General features: G+C 60.5%; 10 protein-coding genes. 5 read left to right on the top strand and 5 right to left on the bottom strand.

Annotated elements, in window-relative coordinates; genetic code table 11:
- Nucleotides 1-122: 122 nt before the first annotated feature.
- The 4 genes from lepB to lptF all read right to left on the bottom strand — a co-directional run bounded on the left by lepB (nucleotide 123) and on the right by lptF (nucleotide 5,124).
- Nucleotides 123-977 carry a signal peptidase I gene (gene lepB, locus KUA23_RS05520; RefSeq protein WP_252993548.1) on the bottom strand — a complete coding sequence of 285 codons (855 nt, stop codon included), beginning with the start codon at nucleotides 975-977 and terminating at the stop codon, nucleotides 123-125.
- Between the two features lie 5 nt (nucleotides 978-982).
- Nucleotides 983-2,782 (bottom strand): translation elongation factor 4, encoded by a 1,800-nt coding sequence (lepA, locus tag KUA23_RS05515; RefSeq protein WP_028618986.1) that lies wholly within the window; start codon nucleotides 2,780-2,782, stop codon nucleotides 983-985.
- Nucleotides 2,783-2,933: 151 nt separating this feature from the next.
- The gene (gene lptG / locus KUA23_RS05510; RefSeq protein WP_252993547.1) at nucleotides 2,934-4,013 is read right to left on the bottom strand and encodes an LPS export ABC transporter permease LptG; all 1,080 of its coding nucleotides are present in this window, start codon (nucleotides 4,011-4,013) and stop codon (nucleotides 2,934-2,936) included.
- A complete protein-coding gene (gene lptF, locus KUA23_RS05505) occupies nucleotides 4,006-5,124 on the bottom strand; it encodes an LPS export ABC transporter permease LptF (RefSeq protein WP_028618984.1) in 1,119 nt (372 codons plus the stop codon). Before lptF ends, lptG begins: the two co-directional genes overlap by 8 nt.
- A gap of 284 nt (nucleotides 5,125-5,408) precedes the next feature.
- Here lptF and KUA23_RS05500 point away from each other — a divergent pair, with 284 nt between their 5' ends.
- From KUA23_RS05500 to rlmF, 5 genes are all read left to right on the top strand, one after another.
- Nucleotides 5,409-6,899: a leucyl aminopeptidase gene (locus tag KUA23_RS05500; protein WP_078047050.1), complete on the top strand. Its 1,491-nt coding sequence runs from the start codon at nucleotides 5,409-5,411 to the stop codon at nucleotides 6,897-6,899.
- 69 nt (nucleotides 6,900-6,968) lie between these two features.
- Nucleotides 6,969-7,397 carry a DNA polymerase III subunit chi gene (locus KUA23_RS05495; RefSeq protein ID WP_012722396.1) on the top strand — a complete coding sequence of 143 codons (429 nt, stop codon included), beginning with the start codon at nucleotides 6,969-6,971 and terminating at the stop codon, nucleotides 7,395-7,397.
- A 7-nt stretch (nucleotides 7,398-7,404) separates the two neighbouring features.
- Entirely contained in the window at nucleotides 7,405-7,782 is a 378-nt protein-coding gene (locus KUA23_RS05490; protein WP_078047049.1) for a DNA polymerase III subunit chi, read from the top strand.
- 213 nt (nucleotides 7,783-7,995) lie between these two features.
- Complete coding sequence (locus tag KUA23_RS05485; protein WP_078047048.1) at nucleotides 7,996-10,842, top strand: valine--tRNA ligase; 2,847 nt, start codon at nucleotides 7,996-7,998, stop codon at nucleotides 10,840-10,842.
- 227 nt (nucleotides 10,843-11,069) lie between these two features.
- On the top strand, nucleotides 11,070-12,089 hold the full coding sequence (rlmF, locus tag KUA23_RS05480; protein ID WP_078047047.1) for a 23S rRNA (adenine(1618)-N(6))-methyltransferase RlmF: 1,020 nt from the start codon (nucleotides 11,070-11,072) through the stop codon (nucleotides 12,087-12,089).
- A gap of 102 nt (nucleotides 12,090-12,191) precedes the next feature.
- Here the strand turns inward: rlmF and KUA23_RS05475 are convergent, their stop codons facing one another.
- A complete protein-coding gene (locus tag KUA23_RS05475) occupies nucleotides 12,192-12,473 on the bottom strand; it encodes an HU family DNA-binding protein (RefSeq protein ID WP_003188840.1) in 282 nt (93 codons plus the stop codon).
- Nucleotides 12,474-12,751: the final 278 nt, after the last annotated feature.

The following is a 12,751-nucleotide window of genomic DNA, read 5'->3' as shown; positions in this document are numbered from 1 at the left end:
GGCGGCCATCGACGATTGACGCAGTGTTCAAATTCAAATCCTGATTGGTGCTGCATGAGGCGGGACCGATTTGTCCCAACCCCAGAAAAGCATTCGGCGCTGTGTTCACAGCGCCGCCTGTATTACTTGATCAGCCCGACCCGCGAGAAGTTCGGCAGGTGGCTGAGTTTGGGTTCCGGCCAGCTCATCCAGACCGCGAAGGCCTTGCCGACGATATTCTGGTCGGGAACCATGCCCAGCAGGTCCTTGGGAATGTTGGGGTCATCCCAGTACCGGCTGTCATTGGAGTTGTCGCGGTTGTCGCCCATCATGAAGTAGTGCCCGGCCGGCACTGTCCACTGGCCGTCAGGCTGGGCACGGTAGCGGCTCATTTCCTTGCGGATTTCGTGCTCCACCGCACCGATTTTTTCCTGATACAACTCGGCGCTGCCCAGGCTGTTCGGCTCGGAGCCGATCAGTTTCTCGGCCACCGACTCGCCGTTGATGAACAGGCGCTTGTCGCTGGTGTAGCGGATCACGTCGCCCGGCAAGCCGACAACACGCTTGATGTAGTTGACGTTAGGGTCGCTCGGGTAGCGAAAAACCATCACGTCGCCGCGCTGCGGGTCACCGATCTCGATGACCTTCTTGTCGATCACCGGCAGGCGGATCCCGTAGGAAAACTTGTTCACCAGGATGAAGTCGCCCACGTCCAGGGTAGGTTTCATCGACCCCGAGGGGATCTGAAACGGTTCCACTAGGAACGAACGCAGCACCAGCACGATGAACAACACCGGGAAGAACGACTTGCCGTATTCAACCAGCAAGGGCTCTTTGTTCAGCTTCTCGATCACCACGCCATCGGGCTGGCTGACGCTGCCCTGATAGGACGCGATAGCCGCCCGCCGACGCGGGGCGAAGAACACCAGATCGAGCAACGCCAAGAGACCGCAAACGGCAACGGCGATGACCAGCAACAGCGGGAAATTTAGCGACATAGGACCTAACTATCCAACCTGAGCACCGCAAGGAAGGCTTCTTGTGGAACTTCCACGTTACCTACTTGCTTCATGCGTTTTTTACCGGCCTTTTGCTTCTCAAGCAGCTTGCGCTTACGGCTTACGTCACCGCCGTAGCATTTGGCCAGTACGTTCTTTCTGAGTGCCTTGACGGAGGTCCGCGCAATGATCTGCCCGCCGATGGCGGCCTGGATCGCGACGTCGAACATCTGGCGCGGAATCAGTTCTTTCATCTTCTCGGTCAACTGGCGACCTTTATAGTGCGCGTTGTCCTTGTGCACGATCAGTGCCAGGGCATCGACCTTGTCGCCGTTGATCAACACATCCAGTTTCACCAGATTAGCCGATTGGTAACGGTCGAAATGGTAATCCAGCGAAGCATAGCCGCGGCTGGTGGATTTGAGGCGGTCGAAGAAGTCCAATACCACTTCGTTCATCGGCATGTCGTAGGTCACTTGGACCTGGGTGCCGAGGAACAGCATGTCGCGCTGCACGCCACGCTTTTCAATACACAGGGTAATAACGTTGCCCAAGTGCTCCTGCGGGACCAGGATATTGGCCCGCACGATAGGCTCGCGCATGTCTTCGATCGCCGAGAGATCCGGGAGCTTGGACGGGTTGTCGACGTAAATCGTTTCACCGGTTTTCAGCAACAACTCGAAAATAACCGTTGGCGCGGTGGTGATCAGGTCCAGGTCGTACTCGCGCTCAAGGCGCTCCTGGATGATTTCCATGTGCAGCATGCCCAGGAAGCCACAGCGGAAGCCGAAGCCCAGGGCGTCGGAGCTTTCCGGGGTGTACTGCAACGACGAGTCGTTGAGGGTCAGCTTTTGCAGGGCCTCGCGGAAGTCTTCGAAGTCATCGGAGCTGACCGGGAACAGACCCGCGTAGACCTGCGGCTGGATGCGCTTGAAGCCTGGCAGCACGTCGACATCCGGCGTGGAGCTCAGGGTCAGGGTGTCACCCACCGGCGCGCCGTGGATGTCCTTGATACCGGCGATGATGAAACCCACTTCACCGGCTTTCAGATCAACGGTCGCGGTGTGCTTGGGGTTGAAGACACCGACGCTGTCCACCAGGTGGATCTTGCCGGTGGATTTGACCAGGATCTTGTCGCCCTTCTTCACACGGCCGTGGCGCACGCGTACCAGGGAGACAACGCCAAGGTAGTTGTCGAACCAGGAGTCGATGATCAACGCTTGCAGCGGATCTTCGTAGTTGCCGGTCGGGGCTGGAATGGTCTGCACCAGGCGTTCGAGCACTTCGTCGACACCCAGGCCGGTCTTGGCGCTGCAGGTGACGGCGTCGGTGGCGTCGATGCCGATGATCTTCTCGATCTCTTCCTTGACGCGCTCAGGCTCGGCCTGAGGCAGGTCGATCTTGTTCAGCACGGGCATGACTTCCAGGCCCTGCTCGATCGCGGTGTAGCAGTTGGCAACCGACTGCGCTTCCACACCCTGCCCTGCGTCAACCACCAGCAAGGCACCTTCACAGGCCGCCAGGGACCGGCTGACTTCGTAGGTGAAGTCGACGTGGCCTGGGGTGTCAATGAAGTTCAGTTGGTAGGTGATGCCGTCTTTGGCTTTGTAATACAGCGTAACGCTGTGGGCCTTGATGGTGATCCCGCGCTCGCGTTCGAGGTCCATGGAGTCCAGTACCTGGGCTTCCATTTCACGCTCGGCAAGGCCGCCGCACATCTGGATGAATCGATCGGCCAGCGTCGACTTACCATGGTCAATGTGGGCGATGATGGAGAAATTGCGGATATGACTCAAATCACTCACGGATCAACACTCAAAAAGGCTGCAGGCAGATTGCCCGCTGAAAAATAGCCGGGAATTGTACCTGATGCTCAGGCCAGACGTCATCTTTGCTGACCAGAACAAAAATGCCCCGATCTCTCGACCGGGGCATTTTTTGTTCATAAGCGAGGCATCAACCGGCTCGACGAAGTAGCCAGAAGCCAGCCAAGGCGCAGATGGCCGTGGGCACCAGCACCGCAAACAGCGGCGAGAAGCCGAACACCAGGCTCGACGGGCCAAGCAGGTCCTGGGCGATACGGAAGGTGAAGCCCACCAGTACGCCGGTAAACACGCGCTGGCCGAGGGTAACCGAGCGCAACGGGCCGAAGATGAACGAAATCGCCATCAACACCAACGCTGCCGTCACCACCGGCTGCAATACCTTGACCCAAAATGCCAGCCAGTAACGGCCATTGTTCAGGCCTTGGTCCTTGAGGTAGTGGATGTAACCCCACAGCCCGGAGATCGGCAGGCTTTCCGGGATCATCACCACGGTATTGAGCAATTGCGGCTTGAGGGCGATGTCCCACTCCTGGCTCGGCACATTGATCACTTCGGTGCTGGCCTTGGTGCCTTGCCCGATATTGCGGAAGTAGGTGGTGGTAACGTCGCTCAGTTGCCATTTTTCGCCACTGTATTGCGCACGTTTGGCGAAACTGGACTCCAGCAGGTGACGTTCTTTGTCAAAGGTGTAGCGGGTCACACCAATCAACAGGCCGCCTGGCTGCACGGCGTTGATGTGGATGAACTCATCGCCCTGGCGGTGCCACAGGCCATGCTTGGAACTCTGCGCATCACCCGAACCCTGGGCCAGGGCGCGATTGGCCTGGGCAGTGGTTTCGGCCGGTGGCGCCACGTATTCGCCGATCAACACACTGCACGCCATCAGCAGCAGCATCGGCTTCATCACGGCCCAGACGATTCGACCGATGGACACGCCGGCGGCGCGCATGATGGTCAGTTCACTGTTGCTGGCCAGGCCGCCCAGGCCGATCAGGCAGCCGATCAGTGCGGCCATCGGCATCATGTCGTAGAGACGACGCGGCGCGGTGAGGGCCACGTAGCTCAGCACGTCCCACACGGTGTAGGTGTCGCTGACGTTGCCGACTTCATCGATGAAGGCGAACAACGACGCCAGGCCCAGGATGATGCCCAATACCGCCAGGATGGCGATCAGTACGCTGCTACCAATGTAGCGATCGAGCTTAGCCACGAGCCAACTCCTTCTGGCCACGACGGCTCATCATTTTCAAACGGATCGGTTCCCAATAGAGCAGGCCCAGGCCAATCACCAGGAAGATCCCGTGCACCCACCACAGGCCGAGGGTCGGCGACAGCTTGCCTTTCTCCAGGGAGCCACGGGCGGAAATCAGGATGGTGAGGTAAGCCATGTACAGCAGGATCGCCGGCAACAGCTTGAGGAAACGGCCCTGGCGCGGGTTGACGCGTGACAGCGGCACTGCCATCAAGGTCACGATGAACACCAGCAGCGGCAGGGAAATCCGCCATTGCAGCTCGGCGATGGAGCGCAGTTCCTTGCTGCCGAACAGCTCGGTGGTCGGGATGGCGTCGCGGTCGGTGACTTCGTCACTGATATCCGGGCGGGCGAGCATCACGCCGTAGGTGTCGTACTTGATCGCACGATAATCGGCCATGCCCGGGCTGCCGTCATACCGGTAGCCATTTTCCAGGATCAGGTAGCGGCTGCCGTCGGGACGCACTTCCTGGCGACCGGAATCCGCCACCAGCACGGAAATACCACGGTCTTTCTTGTCCTGGCCCAGACGCTTCTCGGAGATGAACACACCGCCCAGGTTGGCGCGGTCGTCGGTCAAGGTCTCGGTGTAGGTTACCCGCGACCCATCATTGAGCGCCTGGAAGCGGCCGGGCTCGAGGGTGTCGAACTCGGTCATCGCGTCCTGCTTGTTCAACACCAGTTGAAACTGCATGGCGCCTTGGGGCGCCAGGCTCAGGCTCAGCCAGGCGACGATCAAGGCGACGCCGGCGGCCGGGATCATGGTCATGCCCAGCAGGCGTTGCTGGCTCATGCCGGTAGCCGAGAGCACGGTCATTTCGCTTTCGAGGTACAGCCGGCCATACGCCAGCAGGATCCCGAGGAACAGGCCCAACGGCAGGATCAGCTGCAGGAAGCCCGGCAGTCGGAACCCCATGATCAGGAACAACGAGCCTGGGTCGAGGGCGCCGGAGGCAGCCTGGGCCAGGTATTTGACGAAACGACCACTCATGATGATGACCAGCAATACCGCACTCACGGCACTCAGGGTCAACAGGACTTCGCGGGACAGATAACGGAAGACGATCAAACCAGACACTCCAGGGTTGTCAGGCTAAGGCGGCCAAACAAGCAAGCATACCGAGTCAGCCCCATTACACAGGGCCGGCTAAAAAGATGGCGCATTATCCTGTGATTGGCCGCGCCTGTCACTGCGCAACCTCATGCACGCGCACAAAGCATGCGCCAAGGGTTGTCAGGCTCCGCCGGCGGGGTTCAAACTGCGGCCTTTGTCGCCGGCGGTTTACACAGCTGCCTGGTATTAAAGCCGGAGTACAGACTCCTGGCTAACCGACCTTTATAAGGGACCCGAAAATGGAATTGGTTGTAAAAAGCGTTAGCCCCGAAACGTTGAAAACCGCCACCCTCGTGGTCGCCATCGGCGAAGGCCGCAAGCTCGGCGTTGCCGCCAAGCAACTCGACGAACTCAGCGGCGGCGCCATCAGCGCAGTGCTCAAGCGCGGCGACCTGGCCGGCAAAGTCGGCCAGAGCCTGCTACTGCAAAGCCTGCCCAACCTCAAGGCCGACCGCGTATTGCTGGTGGGCGTGGGCAAGGATGCTGAACTGGGCGACCGTCCGTTCCGCAAAATCATCAGCGGCATCCTCACCACCCTCAAGGGCCTGGGCGGCAGCGATGCAGCGCTGGCACTCGACGAAATTGTTGTAAAAGGCCGTGACAGCTACGGCAAGACCCGCCTACTGGCCGAGAGCCTGGTAGACGGCGGTTACATTTTCGACCAGTTCAAGAGCACCAAGGCCGAACCCCGCGCCCTGAAGAAAATCACCCTGCTGACCATCAAGGCGGCCCAGGCTGAAGTCGAGCGCGCCGTGACCCACGCGACAGCGATCGCCAACGGCATGTCCTTCACCCGCGACCTGGGCAACCTGCCACCTAACATCTGCCACCCGACGTTCCTGGGCGAACAGGCCAAGGCACTGGGCAAAGAGTTCAAGGGCCTGAAGGTTGAAGTGCTGGACGAGAAGAAGATCAAGGATCTGGGCATGGGCTCGTTCTATGCCGTAGGCCAGGGCAGCGACCAGCCGCCACGCCTGATCGTGATGCAATACAACGGCGGCAAGAAGTCCGAGAAGCCTTACGCCCTGGTAGGTAAAGGCATCACCTTCGACACCGGCGGCATCAGCCTCAAGCCGGGCCTGGGCATGGACGAGATGAAGTACGACATGGGCGGCGCCGCCAGCGTGTTCGGCACCCTGCGTGCCGTGCTGGAACTCAAGCTGCCGATCAACCTGGTGTGCATCCTGGCCTGCGCCGAGAACATGCCGAGTGGTGGCGCGACCCGTCCGGGCGACATCGTTACCACCCTGAGCGGCCAGACTGTCGAAATCCTCAACACCGACGCCGAAGGCCGCCTGGTGCTGTGCGATGCCCTGACCTACGCCGAACGCTTCAAGCCACAGGCCGTGATCGACATCGCCACCCTGACCGGCGCCTGCATCGTCGCCCTGGGTTCGCACACCTCGGGCCTGCTGGGCAACAGCGACGAGCTGATCGAGCAACTGCTCAGCGCCGGCAAGGCGGCCGACGATCGCGCCTGGCAACTGCCGCTGTTCGATGAGTACCAGGAACAACTGGACAGCCCGTTCGCCGACATCGCCAACATCGGCGGCCCGAAAGCCGGCACCATCACCGCTGCCTGCTTCCTGTCGCGCTTTGCCAAGAACTTCAACTGGGCCCACCTGGACATCGCCGGCACAGCCTGGACCAGCGGCGGCAAGGACAAAGGCGCCACTGGCCGTCCGGTGCCACTGCTGACCCAGTACCTGCTGGATCGCGCCAAGGCCTAAGCGCCCCCCCCTGCGTAGGCGCCGGCTTGCCGGCTCCTACAAGGGGGATGCGCATGCCCAGGAACTGCAATGACCCAAGTCGACTTCTATATATTGCCCAGCGCCGACCCGCTCGCGCGCTTGGACTTTGCCTGCAAACTCACCGAAAAAGCCTGGCGCATGGGCCACCGCATCTACCTGCATTGCAGCGACGCCGCCCAGCGCGACGAGCTGGATGCCCGCCTGTGGCGTTTCAAGGGCGAAAGCTTCGTGCCCCACGGCCCCGCCGAATCTGAACCCGAAGGCCTGGTGGTACTGGGTTTGGGCGACAGTTGCGGCGACCACCATGACCTGCTGGTCAACCTGGACCTGAAAGTGCCGCCGTTCGCCAAGGCATTCGCCCGCGTGGCGGAAGTCGTGGTGGAGGACCCGGCTATTCGTCAGGCCGCGCGGGAGAGTTTCCGTTTCTACCGCGAACAGGGCTATCCTCTGCAAGATCACCGGCTACAACGACTTTGAGTAAATGATGGACACGCCAAACCCTCTAAAAAAAGACGACCACCTGCTGGACGACCTTGAATCGATCCGCCAGTTGCTGGGTGATGATGACTTGCAACCGCCGCTGTTGACCGATTCGGTCGAGGGCGAGGTACAGATTCCGCTGTTGTTCGACATGGTCGGCGCCAAGCCCGTCGCGCCGGTACCGGTGGTCGAGGCCGCCGCGCCTGCCCCTGTCGAAAAAAGTCCCGACGCCCTGCTGCTGCACCTGGACAACGAACTGCGCGCCGCCGCGCAACTGATCATGCAAGACGTGATCGACGACTTTGCCCCGCACATCGAAACCGAGATCAAGCGCCGGCTCGATGCACGGATGGAGCGGTTGCTGAGCCAGTACCAGAATTGAAGCCAACGCAGATCCCCTGTGGGAGCGGGCTTGCTCGCGAAAGCGGTGTGACCGTCAGCACATGCATTGGCTGATCCACCGCTTTCGCGAGCAAGCCCGCTCCCACATTTGCCGCCCATACATTTCAAGCCCGTCTTCGCCTCGCCCTGCGCCCTATCCCCCGTTATACTTGCCGGCTTTCCTGAATAAATGCCAACTAGGGTCCCGCCGCGCATGGATAAGACCTACCAGCCGCACGCTATTGAAACTTCCTGGTACGAGACCTGGGAGTCCGAGAATTATTTCGCCCCGCAAGGCGCGGGCGATTCCTACACCATCATGATCCCGCCACCGAACGTCACTGGCAGCCTGCACATGGGCCATGGCTTCAACAATGCGATCATGGATGCGTTGATCCGTTTCCGCCGCATGCAGGGCCGCAACACCCTGTGGCAGCCGGGCACCGACCACGCCGGTATCGCCACCCAGATGCTGGTGGAACGCCAACTGGAAGCCACCGGCCAGAACCGTCATGACCTGGGTCGCGAGAAATTCCTGGAAAAGATCTGGGAATGGAAAGACCAGTCCGGCGGCAATATCAGCCGTCAGATCCGTCGCCTGGGCTCGTCCGTAGACTGGAGCCGCGAGCGCTTCACCATGGACGACGGCCTGTCGGAAGCCGTGAAAGAGGCGTTCGTGCGCCTGCATGAAGACGGCCTGATCTACCGCGGCAAGCGTCTGGTCAACTGGGACACCAAGCTGCACACAGCGATTTCCGACCTCGAAGTGGAAAACCACGACGAGAAAGGCTTCCTGTGGAACCTCAAGTACCCGCTGGCCGACGGCGCCAAGACCGCTGAAGGCAACGACTACCTGATCGTCGCCACCACCCGTCCGGAAACCATGCTCGGCGATGCCGCCGTGGCTGTTAACCCGAACGATGAACGCTACCAGGCGCTGATCGGCAAGTTTGTCGAGCTGCCGCTGGTGGGCCGTCGTATCCCGATCATCGCGGACGACTACTGCGACCCTGAATTCGGCACCGGCTGCGTAAAAATCACCCCGGCCCACGATTTCAACGACTATGAAGTCGGCAAGCGCCACAACCTGCCGCTGCTGAACATCTTCGACAAGAATGCCGCCGTTCTGCCGGCGTGCCAGGTGTTCAACCTGGACGGCACGCTGAACGAGAGCATCGACGGTAAGATCCCGGCCGAATACGCAGGCCTCGACCGTTTTGAAGCGCGCAAGCAGATCGTTGCTGCCTTCGACGCCGCCGGCCTGTTGGTGAGCGTTGACGACCACGGCCTCAAAGTGCCGAAGGGCGACCGTTCCGGCACCGTGATCGAGCCGTGGCTGACCGACCAGTGGTACGTGTCCACCAAGCCATTGGCAGAACCTGCCATTGCCGCCGTGGAAGACGGCCGTATCCAGTTCGTGCCCAAGCAGTACGAAAACATGTATTTCTCGTGGATGCGCGACATCCAGGATTGGTGCATCAGCCGTCAGCTGTGGTGGGGCCACCGCATTCCGGCCTGGTACGACGAGTCGGGCAAGGTTTACGTCGGCCGCGACGAAGCCGAAGTGCGTGCGAAGAACAACCTCGGTGCGGACGTTGCGCTGCAACAGGACAACGACGTGCTGGACACCTGGTTCAGCTCCGGCCTGTGGACCTTCTCCACCCTGGGCTGGCCGCAACAAACCGAGTTCCTGAAGAAATTCCACTCCACCGACGTGCTGGTCACCGGTTTCGACATCATTTTCTTCTGGGTTGCCCGGATGATCATGCTGACCATGCACTTGGTGAAGAACGAGGACGGCACCCCGCAGGTACCGTTCAAGACCGTGTACGTGCACGGCCTGGTGCGTGATGGCCAGGGCCAGAAGATGTCCAAGTCCAAGGGCAACGTCCTGGACCCGCTGGACATCATCGACGGCATCGACCTGGAAACCCTGGTGCAGAAACGCACCTCGGGCCTGATGCAGCCGAAGCTGGCGAAGAAGATCGAGAAGCAGACCCGCGACGAGTTCGCCGACGGTATCGCCAGCTATGGCACCGACGCCCTGCGCTTTACCTTCTGCTCGCTGGCGTCCACCGGTCGCGACATCAAGTTCGACATGGGCCGCGTCGAAGGCTATCGCAACTTCTGCAACAAGATCTGGAACGCCGCGCGCTACGTGCTGGATAAAGGCGAAGACTGCGGCCAGAACGGCGAAGCCTATGAACTGAGCCTGGCCGACCGCTGGATCATTTCGCAGCTGCAACGCACCGAAGCCGAAGTGACCCGCCAACTCGACCAGTTCCGGTTCGACCTGGCCGCACAGGCCTTGTACGAGTTCATCTGGAACCAGTATTGCGACTGGTACCTGGAACTGTCCAAGCCGGTACTGTGGGACGAGAACGCGCCGGTTGAACGCCAGCGCGGCACGCGTCGTACCCTGGTACGCGTGCTGGAAGTGGCGCTGCGCCTGGCGCACCCGTTCATGCCGTTCATCACCGAAGAAATCTGGCAGCGCCTGGCGCCGCTGGCCGGTATCGAAGGCAAGACCATCATGCTGCAACCTTGGCCAGTGGCCAACGAAGCACGCATCGATGAGGCGGCCGAAAGCGATATCGAATGGCTCAAGACCCTGATGCTCGGCACGCGCAACATCCGCGCCGAGATGAACATCGGGCCGGGCAAGCCACTGGCGGTGTTCGTGAAGAACGCCAGCGCCGAAGACCAACGTCGCCTCACCGAAAACGATGCGCTGCTCAAGAAGCTGGCAAAGCTGGAGTCGATCACCGTATTGGCGGCCGATGCAGAAGCGCCACTCTCCGCCACCGCACTGGTCGGCGACATGGAAGTGCTGGTGCCAATGGCCGGCCTGATCGACAAGGGCGCGGAACTGGCCCGTCTCGACAAGGAAATCGCGCGCCTGCAAGGCGAAGTGCAACGAGTGGGCGGCAAGCTGTCCAACGCGGCCTTCGTCGACAAGGCGCCGGCTGAAGTGATCGACAAAGAACGCGCCAAACTGGCCGAGGCTGAACAGGCCCTGGGCAAGCTGGCGGAGCAACATGCGCGGATTTCCAGCCTGTAAGGTGGACCGCGTGTCAGAAAGAGGCCTTCGGGCCTCTTTTTTTTGGGTGTGAAAACCCAGTCAATGTGGGAGCAGGCCTGCTCGCGAATGCGGTGTATCAGACACACACCCAATGACTGACCCACCGTATTCGCGAGCAAGCCCGCCCCCACATTTAACCGAGGTCAACTTCGGAATGTGTGACAATACCCACCACTTTTGAAGCAACCCCAGAATCGACGTAGCCCATGACCGCCCCCAGCACGCCAAAACCTCCGCGCAAGAAGCCTAAAACCGCAGCCACGGCCAAGCCCGTTGTGCCGCGCAAAGAGGCCACCCTGCATCCGCGCAACCGCCACACAGGCCGCTACGACTTCCCGGCGCTGATCAAGACCACGCCGGAACTGGCGCAATTCGTGATCATCAATCCGTACGGCAAGGAAAGTATCGACTTCGCCAGCCCGGATGCGGTGCGCGTGTTCAACCGTGCGTTGCTCAAAGCCTTCTATGGCATCCAGCACTGGGACATTCCGGCCGATTACCTGTGCCCACCGGTGCCAGGGCGTGCCGACTACGTGCACTTCCTCGCCGACCTGCTGGCCAGCGTCAATGACGGCAAGATCCCGCGCGGTTCGATCGTCAAGGTGCTGGACATCGGCATGGGCGCCAACTGCGTCTACCCGCTGATTGGCTACATGGAGTACCGGTGGAACTTCCTCGGCTCGGAGGTAGACCCTATCGCCGTGGCGGCGGCCAAGGCCATCGTGCAGTCCAACGACCTGAGCAAGGTCATCCAGCTGCGCCAGCAGAACAATCCCAAGCAGATCCTGCTGGGCTTGCTGGAGCCGGGTGAACGCTTCGACCTGACCATGTGCAACCCGCCGTTCCATGCGTCCATGGACGAAGCCACCAAGGGCAGCGAGCGCAAATGGCGCGCCTTGGGCAAGGCCGATCCCAAGCGCAAGTTGCCGGTACTGAACTTCGGTGGCCAGTCGGCTGAGCTGTGGTGTGAAGGCGGTGAAGCGCGCTTTGTGACCCAGTTGATCGCCGAGAGCGCGCACTTTGCCCACAAGGTGTTGTGGTTCAGCACCCTGGTGTCAAAAGCGTCGAACTTGCCCGCGATCGAGACAGCCCTGAAAAAAGCCGGTGTGCTGGAGAGCCAGGTGGTGGAAATGTCCCAGGGCCAGAAGCAAAGCCGCTTCGTGGCCTGGACCTTCCAGACCAAGAACGAGCAGCAGATCTGGCGCCAGCGCTGGGTACGCGACTAACCCAGTGGTGAGGGAGCACGCTCGCTCACCACTGTCGACAAATCGCAGGCAACAAAAAACCGTGCCCGGATCACTCCGAAGCACGGTTTTTTTTGCTGCGTCTTACTTGTTAACAGCGTCGGTCAGGCCTTTGGCCACAACCAGCTTGATAACTTTCTTGGCAGCGATTTCGATGGCAGCGCCAGTCGAAGGGTTACGGCCAGTACGGGCAGGACGCTCGGTCACTTTCAGTTTGCCAACGCCTGGCAGAGTGATTTCGCCGCCGTTTTCCAGCTGGTCAGCAACAACTTGGCTCAGTTGGTCCAGCAGGGCGCGCACGGTAGTTTTCGGTGCGTCTACTGCTTCAGCCAGGTCAGCGATCAGTTGGTCTTTAGTAATAGCCATTGTGGTGTTCCTTCCCTATCAAATTCATATGGATTGCAGAGTGCAGTGTCAGCCGTCGAGCCCGACCGTCATGGCCTGGCACCCCCGGCTATAACCACGGAGATCGGGGTTATAGATGCTTGAAACGGGGATTGGTTCGACCTGACAGATGCTGAATGCACGCTTATCGCCGAGACTTGGCGTAAGACGGGGCAAAACTAGCACAGAGACGGGGAAATATCCGCCTCTACCTACCCATTTGGTCAGCTTTATCGCTCTAAACCGTGAAAAAAAGGCAT

The organism is Pseudomonas pergaminensis (assembly GCF_024112395.2).
Lineage (GTDB): Bacteria > Pseudomonadota > Gammaproteobacteria > Pseudomonadales > Pseudomonadaceae > Aquipseudomonas > Aquipseudomonas pergaminensis.
Note: the sequence above shows the minus strand (reverse complement) of the source record. Positions and strands in the feature narration are given on the sequence as shown.